The 21111-nt window shown below is 39.4% G+C and carries 20 protein-coding genes and 1 tRNA gene; 1 reads left to right on the plus strand and 20 read right to left on the minus strand.

Annotation, left to right across the window (positions count from 1 at the left end; all coding sequences use genetic code 11):
- Positions 1-9 precede the first annotated feature (9 nt).
- From ACZYT3_RS06190 to ACZYT3_RS06245, 12 genes are all read right to left on the minus strand, one after another.
- Positions 10-1179: a CamS family sex pheromone protein gene (locus tag ACZYT3_RS06190; protein ID WP_464088066.1), complete on the minus strand. Its 1170-nt coding sequence runs from the start codon at positions 1177-1179 to the stop codon at positions 10-12.
- Positions 1166-3160, minus strand: a complete 1995-nt coding sequence (gene ligA, locus ACZYT3_RS06195) for an NAD-dependent DNA ligase LigA (RefSeq protein WP_464088067.1) — start codon at positions 3158-3160, stop codon at positions 1166-1168. Before ligA ends, ACZYT3_RS06190 begins: the two co-directional genes overlap by 14 nt.
- 8 nt (positions 3161-3168) lie before the next feature.
- A complete protein-coding gene (locus tag ACZYT3_RS06200; protein ID WP_294562040.1) occupies positions 3169-5313 on the minus strand; it encodes an ATP-dependent helicase in 2145 nt (714 codons plus the stop codon).
- Positions 5314-5457: 144 nt separating this feature from the next.
- The gene (locus tag ACZYT3_RS06205; RefSeq protein WP_464088068.1) at positions 5458-6612 is read right to left on the minus strand and encodes an FMN-binding protein; all 1155 of its coding nucleotides are present in this window, start codon (positions 6610-6612) and stop codon (positions 5458-5460) included.
- Positions 6613-6743: 131 nt separating this feature from the next.
- Positions 6744-7178: a hypothetical protein gene (locus ACZYT3_RS06210; protein ID WP_464088069.1), complete on the minus strand. Its 435-nt coding sequence runs from the start codon at positions 7176-7178 to the stop codon at positions 6744-6746.
- 47 nt (positions 7179-7225) lie between these two features.
- Positions 7226-7678 carry a bis(5'-nucleosyl)-tetraphosphatase gene (locus tag ACZYT3_RS06215; RefSeq protein ID WP_464088070.1) on the minus strand — a complete coding sequence of 151 codons (453 nt, stop codon included), beginning with the start codon at positions 7676-7678 and terminating at the stop codon, positions 7226-7228.
- A gap of 147 nt (positions 7679-7825) precedes the next feature.
- Positions 7826-7914, minus strand: a tRNA-Ser gene (locus ACZYT3_RS06220).
- 380 nt (positions 7915-8294) lie between these two features.
- Entirely contained in the window at positions 8295-8816 is a 522-nt protein-coding gene (locus tag ACZYT3_RS06225) for a helix-turn-helix domain-containing protein (protein WP_464088071.1), read from the minus strand.
- Between the two features lie 107 nt (positions 8817-8923).
- Positions 8924-9826, minus strand: coding sequence for a pseudouridine-5'-phosphate glycosidase (locus tag ACZYT3_RS06230; RefSeq protein WP_464088072.1), 903 nt, complete (start codon positions 9824-9826; stop codon positions 8924-8926).
- A complete protein-coding gene (locus tag ACZYT3_RS06235; protein WP_294562046.1) occupies positions 9817-10764 on the minus strand; it encodes a carbohydrate kinase family protein in 948 nt (315 codons plus the stop codon). The genes ACZYT3_RS06230 and ACZYT3_RS06235 overlap by 10 nt, the downstream gene beginning before the upstream one ends.
- Position 10765: 1 nt before the next feature.
- A complete protein-coding gene (locus ACZYT3_RS06240) occupies positions 10766-11356 on the minus strand; it encodes a hypothetical protein (protein WP_294562047.1) in 591 nt (196 codons plus the stop codon).
- 46 nt (positions 11357-11402) lie between these two features.
- Positions 11403-12155, minus strand: coding sequence for a hypothetical protein (locus ACZYT3_RS06245; protein WP_464088073.1), 753 nt, complete (start codon positions 12153-12155; stop codon positions 11403-11405).
- Between the two features lie 113 nt (positions 12156-12268).
- Between ACZYT3_RS06245 and ACZYT3_RS06250 the strand changes: the two genes are divergently transcribed.
- A complete protein-coding gene (locus ACZYT3_RS06250) occupies positions 12269-13144 on the plus strand; it encodes a class I SAM-dependent methyltransferase (protein ID WP_464088074.1) in 876 nt (291 codons plus the stop codon).
- A 60-nt stretch (positions 13145-13204) separates the two neighbouring features.
- Here the strand turns inward: ACZYT3_RS06250 and ACZYT3_RS06255 are convergent, their stop codons facing one another.
- The 8 genes from ACZYT3_RS06255 to ribD form a co-directional block, all read right to left on the minus strand.
- Complete coding sequence (locus ACZYT3_RS06255; RefSeq protein ID WP_464088075.1) at positions 13205-13486, minus strand: hypothetical protein; 282 nt, start codon at positions 13484-13486, stop codon at positions 13205-13207.
- 58 nt (positions 13487-13544) lie between these two features.
- Positions 13545-15158 carry a recombinase family protein gene (locus ACZYT3_RS06260; protein WP_008790766.1) on the minus strand — a complete coding sequence of 538 codons (1614 nt, stop codon included), beginning with the start codon at positions 15156-15158 and terminating at the stop codon, positions 13545-13547.
- 111 nt (positions 15159-15269) lie between these two features.
- The gene (locus tag ACZYT3_RS06265; RefSeq protein WP_027096702.1) at positions 15270-15497 is read right to left on the minus strand and encodes a hypothetical protein; all 228 of its coding nucleotides are present in this window, start codon (positions 15495-15497) and stop codon (positions 15270-15272) included.
- A gap of 653 nt (positions 15498-16150) precedes the next feature.
- Entirely contained in the window at positions 16151-17317 is a 1167-nt protein-coding gene (locus tag ACZYT3_RS06270) for an XRE family transcriptional regulator (RefSeq protein WP_117598864.1), read from the minus strand.
- 377 nt (positions 17318-17694) lie between these two features.
- Positions 17695-18162: a 6,7-dimethyl-8-ribityllumazine synthase gene (ribH, locus tag ACZYT3_RS06275; protein WP_120090915.1), complete on the minus strand. Its 468-nt coding sequence runs from the start codon at positions 18160-18162 to the stop codon at positions 17695-17697.
- Positions 18163-19398, minus strand: a complete 1236-nt coding sequence (locus ACZYT3_RS06280) for a bifunctional 3,4-dihydroxy-2-butanone-4-phosphate synthase/GTP cyclohydrolase II (protein WP_464088076.1) — start codon at positions 19396-19398, stop codon at positions 18163-18165.
- Complete coding sequence (gene ribE / locus ACZYT3_RS06285; protein WP_142691858.1) at positions 19388-20023, minus strand: riboflavin synthase; 636 nt, start codon at positions 20021-20023, stop codon at positions 19388-19390. Before ribE ends, ACZYT3_RS06280 begins: the two co-directional genes overlap by 11 nt.
- Complete coding sequence (gene ribD / locus ACZYT3_RS06290) at positions 20008-21108, minus strand: bifunctional diaminohydroxyphosphoribosylaminopyrimidine deaminase/5-amino-6-(5-phosphoribosylamino)uracil reductase RibD (protein WP_142691857.1); 1101 nt, start codon at positions 21106-21108, stop codon at positions 20008-20010. Before ribD ends, ribE begins: the two co-directional genes overlap by 16 nt.
- Between the last annotated feature and the right edge of the window lie 3 nt (positions 21109-21111).

Here is a 21111-nt window from a genome sequence, read left to right on the forward strand (position 1 = left end):
GGCTCCTCCTTATATCAAGCTAGTCGTGATCGTTTCACTATTCTTATCACGATGTATCAATGCCACCGTATCACCATCACTCTTTATATGAACATTTAATTCACAGTTATTTTCATTAATATCCGGTGCCAGTGTAACCATATACTGAATCAGGCTTTGAATTTCCACATATGTCTTACCACGCATATTAATTTCAATCTCCACTTCATCAGCCATATTATCTATAAAAAATACTCTTCCATAGAATCCTACTTCATTTGGAAAATTCTCAAACAACGTGCTCTTCACCGTTGATATCTGATTTGCCAATACGCTGTCCAGCTCAGATAAACGGGCACTTGGCGCAAACGCCCATTCCTGTGTCAAACGCTCATATGAAGTCGATGAACGCGTCGTAACATAGCTCTGACCGATAAATCCGCCGCTTGTCATGCTGTCTGAGCTTACCGTCTTATATAAGAGGACATGAATCGGAAGATTCCCTACCTCCGGATGGTTATTACGCAAATAGTTGACCAGTCGCTGACCGGCCTCTAAGCTGCCGTAATTGAATAACTGCTCATTGCTCATCTGACCTGTCTGCGTACCGCTTTGCAGGATCACGTTTCCATTCTCATCAATCGCAGCACTGCCATCTTCATTGGTCTGAGCCACTGAATAAGTGATATTCTGATTCATGACGATCGTAAACTGAAAGCCCACATAATCACCATTCTGATCGACAAAATCTACTTCATAGACATCACTGACAATGATCGCATCATACATATCGATGCCTGTACCGCTTTCGACATAAGTTCCCTTTTCCGGATTCAGCCCTTTCGGATTGTAATCTGTCTTATATTTCAATAATCCCAATCCTCTTAAGCTGGAATCAAAACGTTCCAGCTCACTCGCATCAAGGATATTACCTTCTGAAGCATAAGTCGTATTCGGATCAAAATAGCTTTTCGCAAGCTCCAATCCCTGCTGCCCCATAAAATATTTATCTAATTTATTGGAACCATATTTCGAATGAATCACACTGGTAGATGAATTCACATACGGCATAGAATAACCATAATCACCTTCTCTCAACGGCTCAACGGTAACCCGGTCCTCATCAGTATTATCCTGACGACAACCGCTTAATAAAAGCGAGCCCAGCAGCAAAAGTGAAAACAGTTTACTGATTTTCATACTTGTTCACCTCTTCCATAAAAGTCGCTTCATCCATGACAGATACATTTAATTGTAACGCTTTTTCCAGCTTGCTTCCAGCATTTTCACCATAAATGACAAGATCTGTCTTTTTCGATACGCTCGAAGCAACATTCGCCCCCAGCCTTTCCAGCAAGCCGCGTGCTTCATCACGTGTAAATAAATGCAAGCTGCCTGTCAATACGACCGTTTTACCTGTGAACATACTTTCATTGGTCTGTACCTCATCACTGTCCATGCGACAACCTGCCAAACGCAATTTTTCGATCATCTGACGGTTGCTTTCCAGGCCAAAGAAATCCAGAATGCTGATAGCCGTAATTTCACCAATATCACGAATATTCGTCAATTCTTCTTTATCCGCCTGCATCAAAGCATCCATCGTCTTAAAATGCTGTGCTAAGATACGAGCCGCTTTTTTGCCAACCTGACGGATACCTAAACCAAAAACAAGATCCTCCAAAGGATTCTTCTTGCTCTCTTCAATCGCATTCAAAAGCTTATCCACACTTTTTTCCTTAAAGCCATCCAGCCCTAACAGCTCATCTCGCTTATCCTTCAGCGTATAAATATCTTCAACGCTTTTCAGGATCCCTTTTGCGCAAAACAGTTCCACGCGCTTGCTTCCCAACGTATCAATATTCATCGCTTCTCTTGACGCAAAATGAATGATCGATTCACTCACCCTCGCCGGGCAGTCCTGATTGATGCAGTAATGGGCCGCCTCATCCGGATAGCGTACCAACGGTGAATGACAGATCGGACAATGCGTAGGAAAAACATATTTTTGAGAATGCTCATCCCTACGTTCCGGTAATGAACGCACAACCTCTGGAATGATGTCCCCCGCTTTATGGATCACCACAAAATCATTGATCCGCACATCCTTGGCTTTGATCATATCTTCGTTATGTAACGTAGCCGCACTGACCAGGCTTCCTGCCACACGTACCGGCTCCAATACCGCATTAGGTGTGATCTTACCGGTGCGTCCTACGGTAATCTTGATATCCTTCAAACGAGTGATGACTTCTTCTGCCGGAAATTTATAGGCAATCGCCCATTTTGGTGATTTGACCGTTTCCCCGATTTCTTCCCATCGGTCAAGCTCATTGACCTTAAGGACCATACCATCGATATCATATGGAAGATCATTTCTTTTCTGAGTCATTTCCTGAATAAACACCCATGCCTCATCAATATCTTTACAAACGCGACGCAAAGGATTCGTCTTGATGCCGTTTTGATCTAAAAAAGCCAAGGCTTCACTTTGCGTATGACATCCCAATGCCTGCGCATCCATTAAAAAATACCAATAAGCATCTAATTTCCTTTTCCTGGCAATCGAAGAATCTAATTGACGAATGCTTCCTGCCGCCGCATTACGCGGATTGGCAAAAGGTTCTTCACCCTTTTCTTTTCTTTCCTCATTCAGCTTTTCAAAAACAGCTTTCGGCATGATGACCTCACCACGTACTTCCAGATCATCCTGATATGGAATGGTCATCGGAATCGAGGCAATCGTTCTGACATTGCTTGTCACATCTTCTCCTACATTGCCATCCCCACGTGTAACGGCCTGTCTGAATTGACCATTTGCATAATGCAGGCTCATCGCCAGCCCATCCATCTTCAATTCAACCTGATATGTCGCATCCGGCACTACCTTGCGCACTCTCTCATCAAAAGCAACCAGATCTTCATAATTAAAGGCATTGGCCAAAGAAATCATCCTTGTCTTATGGGCCACCTTCACAAAACCTTCTAATACTTCTCCGCCAACCTTTTGGGTAGGAGAGGACGGATCAGCCATATCCGGATATTCATTCTCCAGATCGATCAGTTCCTGCATATAACGATCATATTCCTGATCACTGACACTTGGCGAATCCAATTCATAATACTCTCTTGAAAGTCTTCGCAGGATCTCTCTTAATTCCAATATTCTTTCTCTGCTCATATTCTCTCCTATTTCTTTGTGATCGACGGATGATTCGCCGTGATCTTACGGATACCAAACTTATTCTGAAAAGCAATCGTCCAGATCCCTCTGGAAGTATCAATGACGACCCCATCACCAAAGCTTTTATGCGTAACCAAATCACCCTTACGCAAACGGATGACATTCTCTCTTACCGCATGTCCACGTCCGTCATCTTCCACAACGATTTGTTTTGGAAGAGCTTCACTTTCCTGCTGCATGCCGTAATGAAGGATACAGTCTTCATCAATTTCCCGAATAAAACGGGAAGGAAGCTTCGTCCGGTCCAGCACATAGCTGTAACCACGCGCATCACTGATATAAAGCTGCTTACGGGCACGGGTAAAAGCTACATAAGCCAGACGTCGTTCCTCTTCCATGGCTTCCCTGCCACCTTCACTGACACTTCGCTCACTCGGAAAGATACCGTCAGACATACTATAAACAAACACGATATCAAATTCCAATCCTTTTGCGGCATGAATCGTCATCAGCTGGACAAACTCACCACTATCCTCCTGCTGCTTATCTGTATATAAAGCAATCTGCTGGAGATATTCATCCAATGTTCCATCCGGATACATTTCTTCAAAATCTTCAATATCATTGATCAATTCCTTGATATTTTCAATACGCTCCGTTTCCTTTTCTTCCTCAAGCATGGCAATATAGCCGCTCTCCTCCATCAAGGCCTCCAACAGCATCGAAATCGACATGCTGTTGACAAGATTGCGATATTTCTCTATAAGTTCAATAAAAGCATTCATCGCCGCAAGACTCTTTCCCTTGCACACCTCATGACTTTTAATGACCTCATACATATTGATATTTTCACTTCTCGACAACTCTTCGATCTTTTCAACCGTCTTATTGCCAATGCTTCTTTTCGGAACATTGATGATACGCTTCAATGCCAGATCGATCGCACTATTATTATGAATCAGCATTCTCAGATAAGACAAAGAATCTTTGATTTCCGCGCGATCATAGAAACGTACGCCTCCATAGATACGATAAGGGATCTTCTTTTCCAACAGCCTCTTTTCAAGACTTCTTGAAAGATAGTTGCTGCGATAAAGCACCGCAATATCACGATAGCTATATCCCTCCATCTTTAATTTGCTGATACGGTCGGCTACCCAGACAGGTTCCAGTTCATCTTCAAATGCCGAATAATGAATAATTTTCTGTTCATCCGGAAGATTCGTAAACAAATCTTTTTCGATACGATTGCGATTATTCGCAATCACGCTATTGGCTCCCTTGAGGATCGACGGGGTAGAACGATAATTTTCATTTAAGATGATCGTCGTACAAGGTGAAAAATCCTTTTCAAAATTCATGATCAGATTCACATCGGCCCCACGCCACGTATAAATCGTCTGGTCCGGATCACCAACCACACATAAGCGTGTCTGCTCACCCACCATAAAACGAATGATATCATATTGTATCTTATCAACATCCTGAAATTCATCCACATGGATATAGTCAAACTTTTTTTGCCATTTCACACGAATTTCCGGATACATCCGTAAAACTTTTCTTGTGAAAAGCAATAAATCATCAAAATCCAAGGCATACATCGCATTTAAACGGCTCTCATAATAGCCATACACCTGTGCTCGTACATATTCACTTGTATAAGGAGAAGCAATCTTTAATGCCTGCTGCGGTGTTACATCACTACATTTACAGCCGGCAATATAATCCAGGGTTCCCGCATAGCTATAACTTTTCACATCCAGCCCATACATTTTATAAGCTTCTTTTAAGATGCTTTTCTGATCATCACTGTCAACGATCGTAAAATTGCGGGGATAATTTACATGATGGATTTCCTCGCGAAGAAAGCGAACACAAAAAGAGTGAATCGTGGAAAGAAAAACTCCTCCTGCACGGTCACCCAAGCTATTCAATAAACGCTCCTTCATCTCATTTGCAGCCTTATTCGTAAAGGTAATGCCGAGAATGCGATACGGCAAGATACCTATTTCATCTATCAGATAAGCAATACGGCTAATGATAACCCTCGTTTTTCCGCTGCCTGCACCGGCAATGATACGGACATGCGTATTTGTTTCTGTTACCGCCTGCTTTTGTGCTTCATTTAGATCCTGATAAGAAAACACTCAACCACCTCTGGTATATTATACAATAAAACGAGCCATTATTCTTCATATTATTTTGAAAATTAAGTGAAAATCATTAAATATTCTTCAAAATCAGTAAAAGAAAACAGTCCTGTTTTTCAAGGACTGTCATATCTTTAATTTTTATTTATCATTCATGTAATCAATTGCTAACTGAACAGCTTTCTTCAATGCTTCTGAAGTAACCGTGGCACCACTGGATACCTCAACACTGTCGATATCGCTCTGACCTTCGATCAAAGAGTTCAGGAAATCAGAACCATCTGCTGTCAAGACAGCACCTACACCTTCAGATTCCTGATCATCACGAACAGAAATAGCAGTGATCTTCTTATCAGCGTCAAATGTTACATGAGTTTCAATTTCTCCACCGTAACCCTGTGTAACGACTTCAACCGTCGTGTTGCCATCAGCTTCTGTCGCATTCGTTACACCTTCAAATAATTCACCATGAATCGCAAGATATACCATTCTCTGGAAGTCACCCACAAACGCAATCGTAGCACCCGAAATAACATCTCTGTCTTCAATCGGTGTGCTCTGCTGATTCACCGTTCTAAACATTTCATAAACATCTTCCAATGTCATATTGTTCGCAAGGATATAGTCAACGATCGCATCGATCTGTTCACCATAGCTTCTTCCGCCATTGTATCCTGCATAAGACACACGCTGTTCGCCAGCCACAAAAGCACCATCAACAACCAGCTTATCAAATGCAGCCATTAAATCAATGACCAATGTATCACCCGTCAGTTCTTCTACACCTGACTCTGCAGCCAAATAAGAATAAGCGGCGATTGCTCTGTCAAGTTCCATCGTACTCTGTGTTGATAAGTCAAAAACAACCAGATCCGCAAAAGTAGATTCAGGTGTCAAATTGTCCAAAGAAGCTCTTACCATAAACTGAGCACCCGTATCTGTACCCGGATATACGACATATCCGCTTGCCGATAAATTCGTTAAATTAAGAACGCCATCAACCTCTTCAATAGCGCCATCAGAAACGTTCATTTCGTATCCATACAGGTCTTTCTTTGAATATTCGCCTTCCATTCCTTTGTTACGAATGATATCAAAGTTCAGCTTTGTAATGATACCGTCTGTTGTTTCCCCTTCAAAGATAAACGTATCATTTTTTGGAAGACCTGCTGATGTCGTTCCTTCCATCTCATATTCAGCAGCGAATTCCTTCACTTCCGGTTCACTTTTCGTACTGCATGCGCCCAATGCAAATACAAGCGTACCGGCCATTAATAAAGAAAATAACTTTTTCATATGTTTTATATACCTCCATGAAAAAAATAACACAGTATCATTACAATGTCAATTTTATCTTTGCATTTTTTATCATCAAGGTAAGGTTTTTTTAATTAATTTGTACAATTAATCAATTTTTTCACAAATTCTTATAAATATTGAAACATTTCACTCGCTAACTCTTCTTCGATATGAATCAATTTTTTAGCAATCTCCTTAGAATCTTCATCCGCAGCCTCATACTGGTTCAAATAACGGTTCAGTGATTTGATCCCCATATGACAGCCATCGATCATGATATCGGCAATCGTATGATCTGACTCATCCATGACCAATCGAGCATTGGTTTTCATCCACGACATCGTTTTTGCCATGACCCCTGCTTCTTTTCCTTCATCCTGATATCTATCTAAAGACAGTTCCACTTCATTTTCAAGTTTTATATGCTCTTCTTTACAGCTCATGAGATACTTTTTAAATTTCTCATCTGACACATTATCCAGTACCTCATCAATAGAAGCAACGCCCATCTTAATCCCTGCATCACATTCTCTTAAAAGTCTTACAGTATCTTTTTCAATCATTAGTTTTTCTCCTTTATGGGATTAGTATGTGTGCTTCAGCCAAATTATCATAAAGAAAAGCTCCATCCCTGATTCAAAAAGCTTTCAGCTTCTATCAATACATCTTTATTATTTTTATATTTTAAAACAGCCAAAGCTTCCTTATACGTCAATAAAAGATAGTCAAAATACTCAAAACCATCCTGATGCACAGGCAGATGATCTTCAAAGTATCCCAGATAATAAGCAACTCTTTTCATGGTGCCATTAGGCAAGCGATACTGAACGCTTTTATAAAAATGAGGAATGATGCTTGGAACCAGCGAAGTTTCTTCCCATGTTTCCCGTAACGCACATTCTTTTTCTGTTTCACCTTCTTCAATATGACCTTTAGGAAACCCAATTCGTCCTTTTTTATCCTGAATCAGTAAATAATGGCGTTTTCCCTTTATATTTGTATATAAAATAATCCCACAAGATTTTTCCATATTTGAAGTATAACACAAAAAAACATCTGACATATCTCAATATCATAACAGATTTTCAAATGTACCAGATTTGAATACTGAACGAATTTAGAAACAATTACATACTCTTCAATCATTTAATTTAGGACATACCCTTTTGACATTAAAAAAACGCCTAAATATAGGCGTATTTTTAATATTTGGCGGAGCGGGTGGGATTCGAACCCACGTGGGCTTGCACCCAAACTGATTTCGAATCAGCCCCGTTATGACCACTTCGATACCGCTCCACATATAAATTTAAGACAAAAACGCTTAAATAAAGATACTTTGTTATTAAAATCAGTTTTTAAACAAATCATATCTGATTTTCTTAATAACACTATTTGACCATTACTGATTTTACTAGATTTACAAAAAGATGTAAATAGTTTTTTTATCTATCGGTCTGAACCAATCTCACCTTTTTCACAAAAAAGCTTCAAAAACCACATTGGCATCAATCTTTTTATCATTTAACTCAAAAGTCTTTCTACCATATGCACCGCTTAAAAAAATCTCCTTACCTAATTTTCCACCTTCGCTGTCAGGTCATCACCCCAAACAACTTCATTATATCATGAAATTCAAAAGAAAAGAAACGCCTTTGCGCTTCTTATACATTCTTATCTTATTTTTGTCTTCGTAAAACCTTCATCTTCAAGGCCTGTATTTTTGTGGCATATTTGCTTGTCATCATGACCCCGACAAACAGTGTGCCAATGGAAAACCCCTGACATACACTGCCAATAAAATGATCTCCCCTATCATTAAAAAGGAGGATCATATAAATCATAGCTGAAATAAAACCTGCGATAAATAGCATATGCATACGCCTGGTCAATTTCTTTTTTTCCTCATTACTGTAATCAGCAACCTTTAATACAACTTCTTCCAATTCTTTATCCATTTTGTCATCCTTCCTTTCACCATCGAATAATTCGCGAAGATCAACATGAAAATAATCTGCCATTTCGATAAGGATATCCAAGTCAGGCAGATTGCTGCCCGTTTCCCATCTTGAAACCGTTCTGCGAGATACCCCAAACACCTCAGACAGCTGCTCCTGGGTCAATTTTTTTTCTTTACGCAGCTTTTTGATGAAGTCTCCTATTTTCATTTGATTCATCTGTCTTTCTCCTTTCGCTTTCATCTTAGCGTAAATGCTCCCAGATTTACAGGACATAAAACGAGCATTGACAAAATAGACAAAAAATGTCCAAAAAAAGAAAGAAACGCCAAAGCGTTTCTCATTAAATCTTATTTACAGAACTCAACTGCAATCTTTGCACCCAAACGGGCATTGTTGTAAACAAGCTGAATGTTGCTGTCAAGGCTCTTGCCTTCTGTCTTATCCTTAACTGCTGCCAATAGGAACGGCGTCACATCTTTTCCATGAATACCCTTTTCCTTCGCATCAGCTAAGGCTTCATCAATGACACCATTAATGAAAGATTCTTCCAAAGCATATTCCTTTGGAATAGGATTTGCGATAATCACACCGCCATCCAGACCCATTTCCCATTTTGCCTTGATCGCATCCGCAATTTCCTTCGGAGAATCCATTTCATAATCCAGCTCAAGGCCTGAATGGATCGAATAGAAACTAGGCAATTCTTTTGTCTGATAGCCTAATACCGGTACGCCCTGTGTTTCCAGATATTCCAGGGTCAAAGGCAAATCTAAGATAGCTTTTGCACCTGCACATACGACTGCGACATCTGTATGAGCCAATTCCTGAAGATCCGCAGAAATATCAAATGTCTGCTGGGCACCGCGGTGGACACCGCCAATGCCGCCGGTCACAAAGACCTTGATGCCTGCCATTGCCGCAACGATCATCGTTGTTGCTACGGTTGTCGCACCCCACTGCTTCTTGGCAACGATTACCGGTAAATCACGACGACTGACTTTCGCAATTCCTTTGCGCTTACCAAATTCTTCGATTTCTTCCGGCGTCATACCGGCCACACAAACACCATCGATGATACCGATCGTTGCCGGAACGGCACCATGCTCACGAATGATCTTTTCTACATTCAAAGCCGTTTCCACATTCTGTGGATAAGGCATTCCATGAGAAATGATCGTTGACTCCAATGCCACTACCGGCTGATTGTTATCCAATGCTTTTTGAACCTCAGGATTCACTTTTAAATACATAACTTCTTCTCCTTTACATTAAATGTCAGCTTTTTCTTACGCTGATCAACAACATCCACACTCAATCTTCTGCACACGCTTTGATCAGATTCGATCGTTACAACGCTGCAGCTCTGCGCAAACATCATCTTATCAATAAAACTATAATTCATAAGGGTCGCCGCTATGATACCACCCATAAAAGAATCGCCCGCACCCGTCGCATTCGCAACGGCAATATCCTCTGTCGAGCATAAAACTGCCTGATCTTTTGTAAATCCCATCACGCCAGCTTTTCCAAGCGATATATAGATCTCATCAATTCCACAAGAAAGAAAATATTTTCCCATCTCATTCACGGATTCCTCGCCTGTATATTTAATGCCGCTAAGCTTCTCGGCCTCATAAACATTTGGCTTGAACGTATGGATATATCCCAACAGCCCCTCCAGCTTTTGCACCTTTTCACTGGATATCGGATCTACAAAGATATCACAAGGAGCGTTTTTCATCATATACGCAATCAATTCTTTATCCAGATTCGTATCAACAACCAAAATATCGTCTTTCTTGATTTTCTTAAAAACCTTATCGATATGCTGCTGATCCAGATAACGCAAAATATCCATATCATTGATTGCCACGCTCATATCGCCCGTTTCATCCAAAACAGCCAGATACGTAGAGGTCCTTTCATTTTCAACGATCCTGCAATCGCTCAGATCCATCCCGCATGCTTCGCAGTAACGAATACAGTTCAATCCGTTATAATCATTGCCAAAGACACTGACAAAATGAACCTTGACGCCCAAGCGTGCTGCATTTTCCGCAATATTGCGGCCAACACCTCCATAGCTTTGAACAACCTTTCCGATATTGGAATCAAAAGGAATGAGAGCATGATCGCTTCTTCCGATGATATCAATATTGGCACCGCCAATCACATAAGCTTCCCGCATACTAGCTTACCGCAATGACCATGGCCTTCCCATTGTAAACAAGACAGGTCATCGTCAGCTTTGTCTTCAGCTCATCACTGCTGATGCTTGTATCCGCATATTCCACGCTCATCTCATACTCATAACCATCATAGGTTTCATCAAGATAGCTGACTTCTTTGGCCGTTTTACTGTCAACAATAACATTGACGACCTCCGGCAAAGCATCTTCTCCCTGCTCTGTTACGATAGAATCATAATTTCGATAAAAATGCTGCTGTGCAAAAGAAGTAAATTCTTCAACACGATTTTGCGGCAGATAAGCCAATCCGCCGATATCCGTACTATCTTCCTTATTTTTCAATGTGAAAAAATCATAGACAAAGCAGACAGCAACATCCTCGCTGAGCTGATCCATATCATTTGCCCGGATGTCCTCAGCAAGCCGGTTAAATACCTTGGCATAGGCATTAGAAGGATTTTTCGGATCCGCATAGATGTCATTGCTGACGATGCTGATTTTTTCTTCCTCGACCGGCTCCGGCTCTTCCTGCTGCCGGCAGCCACATAGCAATAAGGCTGAACAGCACAATACTTTTAACAATCGCTTCATAATAATCTCCTCAACTCTTAGATTATAACAACGTGCTCCATCATTTTCAATTGCTTTTTACTTTATTTAACAGCTGATGGATGCTGGTATTGATGAACATCGGTTCACAATTCAATATTTTGCTTGCTTCCTTGATGATGTCATAATATTTTTCAAGCGTAAACAACATCTGATCACCGCAGGTCGTGATGATCGCAAATTCATCATTTCCGCGGTCTACCACTTCAAGGATCTTCATCATCTGAATAAATTTTAAGCTCGGTACATGGATCTGATTATTCTTCTCCGCAGGGAATACCCCAATGCTGACATATCTGTCTTCCGTGATCTTTTCATACACGATCTTGACCTCATAATCATCACGGATCATCCCATTCAAGGAAACCTGCAATTCATTTTTCTGCTGGGGTGTCAGACATTTTCCCTTAAAATGGCTGATCATAAAAAAATCATTTATATAATGATCGATACATTCACTGTGATAAACACCTTGGATCATCTTATTCATCAACAGTGACAATGTTTCATTCTGGGCATGAATATATCTTCTTCCCGGATTAACGACCATGACAGCTTCCCCTTCCAGCTTCTCATTTAAAAGATGGTAAACGATGCCCTTTTCTTCTTTCAGCTTCAACACTTCGCACTGATTGATAAAGCCATGGTCAGGATGGTGCTCATCAACATAAAAAATCGTATTGTCAAACGAATGCCAGAAAAAACCCTTCTCCTCGATCACTTCTTTTACATTTGTTTTTAATTCACAACACCTAAAATCATCATAATACTTATTTTTCATCAAAACACCTCGCTTTTCTCTATTATACCATATTTCAAAGACAAAAATTTGTGAAAGTATGGGTTTCAAAGCTTTAAAAATATGTTATGATAATCAGGATTGGAAGTGAATATATGAATCAGCAAGCATCACAGTGGAAGGATTATGAATGTATCGATACCGGAAACGGCGAAAAACTGGAAAGATGGAAAGATGTCATCCTGCGCCGGCCGGATCCTCAAGCAATCTGGCCGATCGAAAATGAAGATGAGCTTTGGCTTCATCCCCATGCCCATTATCATCGCTCAAAATCCGGAGGAGGAAGCTGGGAATTCCTCAAACCTTTAAAAAATGAATGGAAAATCAGCTATAAACATCTGACCTTCAAGGTTTCGCCTACCGGCTTCAAGCATACAGGGCTTTTCCCGGAACAGGCCGCAAACTGGGATTTCATGATGGATAAGATCCGGCATGCCAGCCACGATATCCGTGTCTTAAATCTTTTTGCCTATACTGGGGGAGCCACAATGGCCTGTGCCAGCGCCAATGCAAGCGAAGTCGTCCACGTCGACGCCTCAAAAGGAATGGTCAGCTGGGCCAAGGAAAACATGGTCCTATCTCATCTGGAAAACAAAAAGATCCGTTTCATCGTTGATGATGTGATCAAGTTTGTGGAAAGAGAAAAGCGAAGAGGACGGAAATATCATGCCATCATCATGGACCCGCCAAGCTATGGAAGAGGGCCGAATGGTGAGATATGGAAAATTGAAGACCAGCTCTATCCCTTGATCATCAAATGTATGGATATTCTCGATGATGACCCTCTCTTTTTCCTTGTCAATTCTTATACGACCGGTTTCTCTTCAACCGTGTTATACAATATCCTTCATTCCACTTTATTAAAGAAATACCCAAAAGGATTCATCGAAGCAGGTGAAAACGGATTACCGATCACCCGCACCCAAACGATCCTCCCTTGTGGTATTTATGGAAGATGGGTTTCCAAATAAGCAGGACATCTGCTTATTTTTTTATATAAAAAGCCAGTTTTCCAACTGACCTTCATTCATTTATTCCGTTATTTCTTCGATTTGCTGATCAAGGCTATCATGATAACTGTCAAAAGAAACCATATTCATCAAAATAAGCAATAAATTCAAAACGATGAATACCGCAATAACACCTGCAACAGCTTTAAGAATCATTTTTGAACGTCTGTTTCTAACTGCCATCTGTTCATTGATACGTACAAGCTGTTCAGTTAATGCATCCCCCTTTTCTTCATCTTCTATTTTTTCACCTAATAAATCACTGACATTTACTTCGAATATTTCTGCCAATCGAATAAGCATATCCGAATCCGGTACCGAAAGTCCAGTTTCCCTTAGTTAAAGATATGAACCCTCTTTATCAGTCTACTTTTCCAATAAATCGGTAGTATATCTCTATTTCTTGTATTCTTTCATTGTCCTCATTCGTTGTTGCTTCATGAATAAGGATTTTTTCTATCATTGCATTTAATAACGGTGCTGTCAGTTCCTTTGGTACGGAATACTCCTTGATTAACTCAATCCACTTTTCAGCACCTATCATATCCTGTTCCATTTTACTTAATTCTTCTCTTAGGTTGGTTATCTGCTGTTCCAGTTCTATCTGTTCTTTCTGATATTTTCCCGACAGCATGATGAAGTTTCGTTCCGTTATCTTCTCACAGGCTCTATCTTCGTACATTTTCGCAAACAAGCGGTCAATTTCATTTTGACGGTTCTCGGCTTTCTTCAAAGCACTTGCCTTTTTCTTCTTTTCCCGTATTCGCTCTGCATTGCCAGCCTTTTGTATCTTATTCAACACCTTTTCTTCGTCCTGCTGTACTGCCTTAGCCCAATACTGCAATCGTTCCAATACGGCTTGATACAACACATCATAACGGATATAGTGCATAGAACAAGTACCTTTGCCAAACTGCCCGTAGTAACTGCAAGCATAATAACTGTATGGCGTTTTATTTGCCTTATTTGTCGCAAACCGCATAGACCAGCCACAATCCGCACACTTGACAAGCCCTGCAAATATCGGCGTTGCTTTTTCCTTTGTCTGTCTACGCCTTGATTTTATCTGTTCCTGCACACGATAGAACACTTCTTTGTCAATAATCGGTTCGTGGGTATTTTCTACTCGAAACCATTCACTTTCGGGCTTACGCACTTTTTTCTTGCTCTTGAATGAAACTGTTGATTGTCGATTATGAACGCTGTTTCCGATATAGACTTCACTTTTTAAAATTGCCTTAACATGAGCAATCGTCCACTCATAACGCTTGCTGTCGGGCTTTCCCTCAAAGATGTGTGCAAAAGTACCGTACCTTGTGAAATTCAGCCAAGACGCTGTCGGAACTTTTTCTTCTCGCAGTACCTTTGTGATTTTGGCACTACCGTAACCTTGATAGGCTAGGGAGAAGATTTTTTCAACAATCCATTTTGTTTCCTCATCAACCAGCAGTTTTCCTTTGATGTCGGGGTGTTTCTTATATCCTAACGGAGCATAAGCCCCATAATACGCACCCTCTGCAAATTTTGTCTTAAATGCCGATTTCACTTTACGGCTTGTATCTCTTGCCACCCATTCATTGATGATATTCTTAAATGGTGCAATCTCACTTTCGCCTTTTTCGCTGTCTACACCGTCGTCAATCGCTATGTAACGGACATTATGGCTGGGAAAATACAATTCTGTATATTGTCCTGTCATAATATAATTTCTGCCAAGTCGGGAAAGGTCTTTCGTTACAACACAGTTGATTTTTCCTGCCTCTATATCTTCAATCATTCTCTGGAAACTCGGTCTTTCAAAATTTGTTCCCGACCAGCCGTCATCAATATACTCATCAATCACATTCAAATGATGTTCTTTTGCATATAGACGCAACATACTTCTTTGTGTGGTAATGCTGGAACTTTCGCCCTGTAATTCATCATCTCGGCTTAACCTAAGATAAAGTGCAGTATTGTAAATCTGTTGTTTCATTGTCAGTTATCCTCCTTTATAACTAACCCGTGTTTACAATACCTGCTTGCAAGTAAAGTATAACACGGGTACTTTTTGTCATTCAATCTATTTCTTACAACTGCACCGATTTTATGCGATTGTCTGCTTTGCTTTTTCCAGCATAACATCTGTCAGAAGTTCTCCCATTGTCTTTCCCTTTTCGGAAAAATGCTCTTTTACAACAATTTTTGTTTTTCCTCTGTTGCCAATGCCACGCTTATTATTCGTCTTTACCTGCCTTGTTTTTACAATATCAGCAATAACACATACCCCCTTTCTGTAAAAATCTTTTCTAAGCAATTCAACGGCTTTTGTCATAGCCCACAGGAGTTCCACCTCTGCATAGTTCTTATGTAGCCGTACCCATTGCGTGCGACGCTCTGAACGCTCAAGCTGTGGCTGTACGGGAGTATCATTATCAGACAGGACAGGTCATGGCGGTAGGAAAGGACAAGTTTCTTACAGGAACACAGATAAGGTTCGCTCGCTTTAGCAGGGAAAAGGTCATGGCATATCTGTTTCAACGGCTCGCTGTCTGTCAAACGTATTGAACTGCTTTATTCAGTTGTCAAAGAACACGAAAGAAGAAAATCATCTTTCCTATATACCGCGTTGGAAAAGAGCAGAAGCGTAACCAATCTTCAAAACTTTTTTCTTTTCCTGTACCATATAGGGAAAGAAAGTGTCATTCTGCTAAGTTGATGATGAAAAAATCTGATTTTCTTTTCACCCCCCTAACTACCCATGCAACGCCGTAACTGCCAACTGTGGAATAAAAGATTTTCTTTACTCCATATAGGGAACGGCAACTACGGATTGTTAAGTTGGAATTGAAAAACGTTTCTTCTTTCACATCATATAGGGACAGCAACCACCGATTTGATGACCTGTTTTCAAAAAAAGTCAGATTTCCTTTCCTCGCACCATATCTGTACGCAAGTAGCCGTTTTGTTGCAGATTTTTTAAAGAAATTAAAAAATACCGTCATTCCCTTGAGGAACAGTGGTATCTTTCTCAATCATATTTGCTATGTCTGTTGTCATTTGTTTAATTTTTAATTCCTGCTTTTCTGTTAGTTTTGTATGTCTGTCGATTTCTTCCAGATAATTTGCTCCTGTTTTCTTTTCAATCTCTTTTATCATCAATAAAGAGGGCATGACCTGTCTTTCTAACCAGCGTTTTGTTTTATCCATATTGACAGCAACAGGCGTCATAATAAAAGGAAGTGAGGTAGTTACATTATCCAAAAATATATCCCATAAAATATAATCGGGAAAATCTATCTGTGTGAGGATAAGGCTTGCTATGGTCTGTTCGGGATTTCTTGAAAAAACAAGTTGTTCTATCGTTTGTCCTGCTTTTTCATTTTTTAGCCGAATTTCAAAGCGGTTCTTAATGTCTGTTTTTATGCCTTTGCTTTTTTGTTCCTTTTCTTTTTCATACAGGCAAAAGTAAATAGAACTATTCTTTGAACCGATATAAAAAGTTTTTGCAGTATCTCCATGTGTACCCGATAATTTCCCGCTGTCTACTGCTTCATGGGTTCTTGAACGTTTCCATACCTTGTTGGCATAATAGCGTTCCCTTAGAATTTCTATATCCAGCAATCCGCCCATATCATTGACCGCTAAATCTATGCGTTTAAAAACACCTTGACAATCTATACAACAGCTTAAAAAGGAATACCAGTCTATCCCTCTTGCCTGTAAAACATATTCCAAGTTCCGACACCCCATACCTCTTAATTCCAATAAAACATCCATAGAACTATCTTTAGAAACATTTACACTAATATCCCCATAGACATACTGTTCTTCATAGCCATACATTCCGTAATCTTCATGAATAAAATATTCGCTCTTCATTGCCAGTACATTTTTTATAATTTCCAATGCGTCTGTGGTGGGAAAACGAACACGCAGGTAGTCAATCGTTAAAGTGAAAGGCTGAGTACAATTACAATAATCAAGATAATGTAAAAGTATATGCTTCATTTCTTTACCGGCTTTTGTTTTTCCGTTTTCAATTTCATTTAAGTTCTGCCTGCTGATTTGTAGTTCCTGTGCCAGTCGTGATTGCGAATAATCACAGGCTTTTCTCTTTTGCTTTAATGTTTCAATAAATTTCATATCATTCATGCTTTATTCCTCCAATCAAAAAAGGCATATACTCATAGGAGCATACACCTTGTATCTTATAATTATTTGCTATTGATATGCTGTTTTAGACCTGTCGGGTAGAAAGAATAGGGTGTGAAGTGAAATAAGTTCTTATAACCTTATAAATCGTTGCATATCAGCAGTTTTGTATTTGTTTTTGCTCTTGTCTTTTGTAAGAGTACCCCCCTGTTAGATAACGGGGGCTTGATAATCGCTCGCCATAGGCTCGCTCACAGACGAAGTGAACCATTCCCTCGCCAGCAAGCTGGCGTGGCTCTATGTCTTCGACAGCCACCGCGAATGGATCACTTCGCCTATTATGCTTTTTCGCTCTAACTTTTAATCTACCAATCAAATTATACCTCTAATGTACGAATTAAATTTACCATTTCAATAGCTCCTTGTGCACATTCAGAGCCTTTATTTCCTGCTTTACTACCAGCTCGTTCTATCGCCTGTTCAATCGTATCTGTCGTAAGAACACCGAACATAACAGGTATTTCGGTATTTAAACTGATTTGGGCAATTCCCTTTGATACCTCACTACACACATAATCATAATGGCTTGTACTGCCTCGAATAACTGCCCCTAAACAAATAATCGCATCATATTTTTTACTTTTTGCCATTTTAGACGCTATCAACGGTATTTCAAATGCTCCCGGAACCCAAGCCACCTCTATATCCTTTTCGCTAACATTTTCTCTTTTCAAATTGTCTAATGCTCCTGCTAATAGCTTTGAAGTTATAAACTCATTAAACCTTGCTACAACAATACCTATTTTAATATTTTCTGCCACTAAATTGCCTTCAAAAGTATTCATTTATTTTTCCTCCATATTCAAAATGTGCCCCATTCGGTCTTTCTTTGTTTTCAAATAAAAACTATCATAAGGATTTGCTTCTATTTCAATCGGTACTCTGCTTGAAATTCTCATTCCATAATCTTCTAACTGATAAACTTTATCAGGATTATTTGTAAGTAAATGCAATGATTTTATTCCCAAATCTCTCAAAATCTGTGCTCCAATATAATATTCTCTTAAATCGCCTTGAAATCCTAATGCAAGGTTAGCGTCAAGGGTATCCATACCGTTATCCTGCAAATGATAGGCTTTTAGTTTATTGACAAGTCCGATACCTCGTCCTTCTTGTCGCATATAAAGCAATACACCTGAACCATTTTCTGCAATCATTTTCATAGCTTTATCTAACTGCTGTCCGCAATCACAGCGTAAAGAACCAAAAACATCTCCTGTTAAGCATTCTGAGTGAACACGACATAACACATCGTTTCCATTATCCAAATTTCCCATAACCAATGCAATATGATGTTCTCCATTCAGTTTGTTGATATAACAATGTGCTTTGAATTTTCCGTATTTTGTGGGCATTTCTACAATCGAAACACATTCTACAAGTATATCATATACTTTTCTATATTCCTGTAATTCTTTAATTGTGAGGGTAGGTATATGGTGTGTTTGAGAAAATTGAATTAAATCAGGTGTTCTCATCATTTTCCCGTTTTCATTCATGATTTCACAGCATAAGCCACATTCTTTTAATCCTGCCAACCTCAATAAGTCAACAGTTGCTTCCGTATGTCCGTTCCTTTCCAGAACACCTCCATTTTTTGCAATCAGAGGAAACATGTGCCCCGGTCTACGAAAATCAAAGGGATTTATATTCTCAACCACACACATACGAGCCGTCAATCCTCTATCTTCGGCAGAAATACCTGTTGTAGTATCCTTATAATCAATAGAAACCGTAAAGGCAGTTTCATGGTTATCTGTATTATTTTCAACCATAGGGGAAAGCATAAGTTGGTTAGCTAGACTTTCACTCATAGGCATACAGATTAAGCCTTTTGCATAAGTCGCCATGAAATTAACATTTTCTGTTGTAGCCGATTGTGCCGAACAAATCAAATCTCCCTCATTTTCTCTCTCTTTATCATCCATAACCAAAACAAGTTTTCCCTCTTGTAACGCCTGCAATGCCGCTTTTATTTTTTGATATTTCATTATTCCTTTATCCTTTCTGTTAAAATCCATATTGGCATAATAACTCTTTCGATAACTCCGTTTTATTGCTGTTGTCTATGAGTTTCTGCACATATTTACCTAATATATCATTTTCAAGATTAACCATATTCCCAACTTGTTTATCCTTGAGAACTGTTTGCTCTAAAGTATGTGGGATAACGGATACTAAAAAGTCTGTTTTCGATACTTTTGCGACAGTAAGACTAATACCGTCAATAGCAATCGAGCCTTTTTCGACAATTAAATTTAAGATTTCTCTTTTCGTATTGATTTGATACCACATAGCATTTTTCTCTCTACGCACAGAAGATATTCTACCTGTTCCATCAATATGCCCTGTAACAATATGACCGCCCAACCTGCCATTCATAGGTATAGCTCTTTCTAAATTCACACAACTTCCATGTTTTAATAGACTAAGAGCTGTTCTATTCCATGTTTCATTCATCACATCAACTGTGAAAGACTGGCGATTAAAACAAGTAACTGTAAGGCAAATGCCATTTACTGCTATGCTATCCCCTAAATGTATATCTTCTAATATTTTTGAAGCCTTAATGGATAGTTTACAGTTACAAATATCTTTCTGTATTTTTTCTATTTTACCGATTTCCTCTATTATTCCTGTAAACATGAATAAATCACTTCACTTTCTATGAGATAATCATTTCCCACTTGAGAAAAAGCATACGGTTTAAGCATAACGGCATCATCAGGAAAAGCAACCCCTTGCCCGCTTACAGGACTTTTTGCACTCCCACCAAATATTTTGGGTGCTATATAGACTTGCACCTCATCGACAATTTGTTGTTCAAGAGCACTCCAATTCATTGCACTTCCGCCCTCTAAAAGCAGGCTATCTATCTGCATATTTCCTAAACATTGCATTAAATTCATTAAGTCAATATGATTACCTTTTTTCTTTGTATGAATAATTTCACAACCGTATTTTCTATAAAGACCTATCTTACTTTCATCACTAGAAGAAGTAGCAATATAAGTCTTAATATCATTCGCTGTTTTTATAATTTTTGATGTAATGGGTGTTCTTAAATTTGTATCACATACGATACGGATAGGATTTTTTCCATTCTCCAATCGGCATGTCAGTAAAGGATTATCTTGAATAACAGTATTGACTCCTACCATGATTGCAGTAACCTTATGCCGAAGTTGATGTACCTGTTTTCTCGCTTCTTCTCCACTTACCCATTTTGATTGATTTGTATAAGTTGCTATCTTTCCGTCTAGTGTCATTGCATATTTCATAAAAACATAGGGAATGTGCTTTGTAACATATTTTCTAAAAACTTTGATTAACTGCTGGCACTCTTTTTCTAAAATGCCCACATCAACTTGAATATTGTTTTTCTCAAGTATTTTTACACCTTTTCCAGACACAATAGGATTACAGTCTAAAGTTCCAACGACTACTCTTGTAATGCCACTGCCAATAATTACTTCTGTACAAGGTGGTGTCTTTCCATAATGACAGCATGGTTCAAGTGTTACATAAAGTGTTGATCCTATAGGTGACTCCCTGCAATTTTTAAGTGCATTTCTTTCAGCATGCATTCCACCAAAAGTTTCATGGTATCCCTGTCCTATAATCCGATTATCTTTTACAATTACTGCTCCAACCATAGGATTAGGATTGACATAGCCAGCACCTTTTTTTGCCAATTCTATTGCTAATTTCATGTATTCTGCATCGCTCATTTT

Source organism: Traorella sp. mt218, from assembly GCF_055420025.1.

What these genes read in the sequence shown, in the direction of transcription:
- ACZYT3_RS06190 (WP_464088066.1), bottom strand. Translation starts at nt 1,179, where the DNA reads ATGAAAATCAGTAAACTGTTTTCACTTTTGCTGCTGGGCTCGCTTTTA.
- ligA (WP_464088067.1), bottom strand. Translation starts at nt 3,160, where the DNA reads ATGAGCAGAGAAAGAATATTGGAATTAAGAGAGATCCTGCGAAGACTT.
- ACZYT3_RS06205 (WP_464088068.1), bottom strand. Translation starts at nt 6,612, where the DNA reads ATGAAAAAGTTATTTTCTTTATTAATGGCCGGTACGCTTGTATTTGCA.
- ACZYT3_RS06210 (WP_464088069.1), bottom strand. Translation starts at nt 7,178, where the DNA reads ATGATTGAAAAAGATACTGTAAGACTTTTAAGAGAATGTGATGCAGGG.
- ACZYT3_RS06215 (WP_464088070.1), bottom strand. Translation starts at nt 7,678, where the DNA reads ATGTCAGATGTTTTTTTGTGTTATACTTCAAATATGGAAAAATCTTGT.
- ACZYT3_RS06225 (WP_464088071.1), bottom strand. Translation starts at nt 8,816, where the DNA reads ATGAAAGCGAAAGGAGAAAGACAGATGAATCAAATGAAAATAGGAGAC.
- ACZYT3_RS06230 (WP_464088072.1), bottom strand. Translation starts at nt 9,826, where the DNA reads ATGTATTTAAAAGTGAATCCTGAGGTTCAAAAAGCATTGGATAACAAT.
- ACZYT3_RS06235 (WP_294562046.1), bottom strand. Translation starts at nt 10,764, where the DNA reads ATGCGGGAAGCTTATGTGATTGGCGGTGCCAATATTGATATCATCGGA.
- ACZYT3_RS06240 (WP_294562047.1), bottom strand. Translation starts at nt 11,356, where the DNA reads ATGAAGCGATTGTTAAAAGTATTGTGCTGTTCAGCCTTATTGCTATGT.
- ACZYT3_RS06245 (WP_464088073.1), bottom strand. Translation starts at nt 12,155, where the DNA reads ATGAAAAATAAGTATTATGATGATTTTAGGTGTTGTGAATTAAAAACA.
- ACZYT3_RS06250 (WP_464088074.1), top strand. Translation starts at nt 12,269, where the DNA reads ATGAATCAGCAAGCATCACAGTGGAAGGATTATGAATGTATCGATACC.
- ACZYT3_RS06255 (WP_464088075.1), bottom strand. Translation starts at nt 13,486, where the DNA reads ATGCTTATTCGATTGGCAGAAATATTCGAAGTAAATGTCAGTGATTTA.
- ACZYT3_RS06260 (WP_008790766.1), bottom strand. Translation starts at nt 15,158, where the DNA reads ATGAAACAACAGATTTACAATACTGCACTTTATCTTAGGTTAAGCCGA.
- ACZYT3_RS06265 (WP_027096702.1), bottom strand. Translation starts at nt 15,497, where the DNA reads ATGACAAAAGCCGTTGAATTGCTTAGAAAAGATTTTTACAGAAAGGGG.
- ACZYT3_RS06270 (WP_117598864.1), bottom strand. Translation starts at nt 17,317, where the DNA reads ATGAATGATATGAAATTTATTGAAACATTAAAGCAAAAGAGAAAAGCC.
- ribH (WP_120090915.1), bottom strand. Translation starts at nt 18,162, where the DNA reads ATGAATACTTTTGAAGGCAATTTAGTGGCAGAAAATATTAAAATAGGT.
- ACZYT3_RS06280 (WP_464088076.1), bottom strand. Translation starts at nt 19,398, where the DNA reads ATGGATTTTAACAGAAAGGATAAAGGAATAATGAAATATCAAAAAATA.
- ribE (WP_142691858.1), bottom strand. Translation starts at nt 20,023, where the DNA reads ATGTTTACAGGAATAATAGAGGAAATCGGTAAAATAGAAAAAATACAG.
- ribD (WP_142691857.1), bottom strand. Translation starts at nt 21,108, where the DNA reads ATGAGCGATGCAGAATACATGAAATTAGCAATAGAATTGGCAAAAAAA.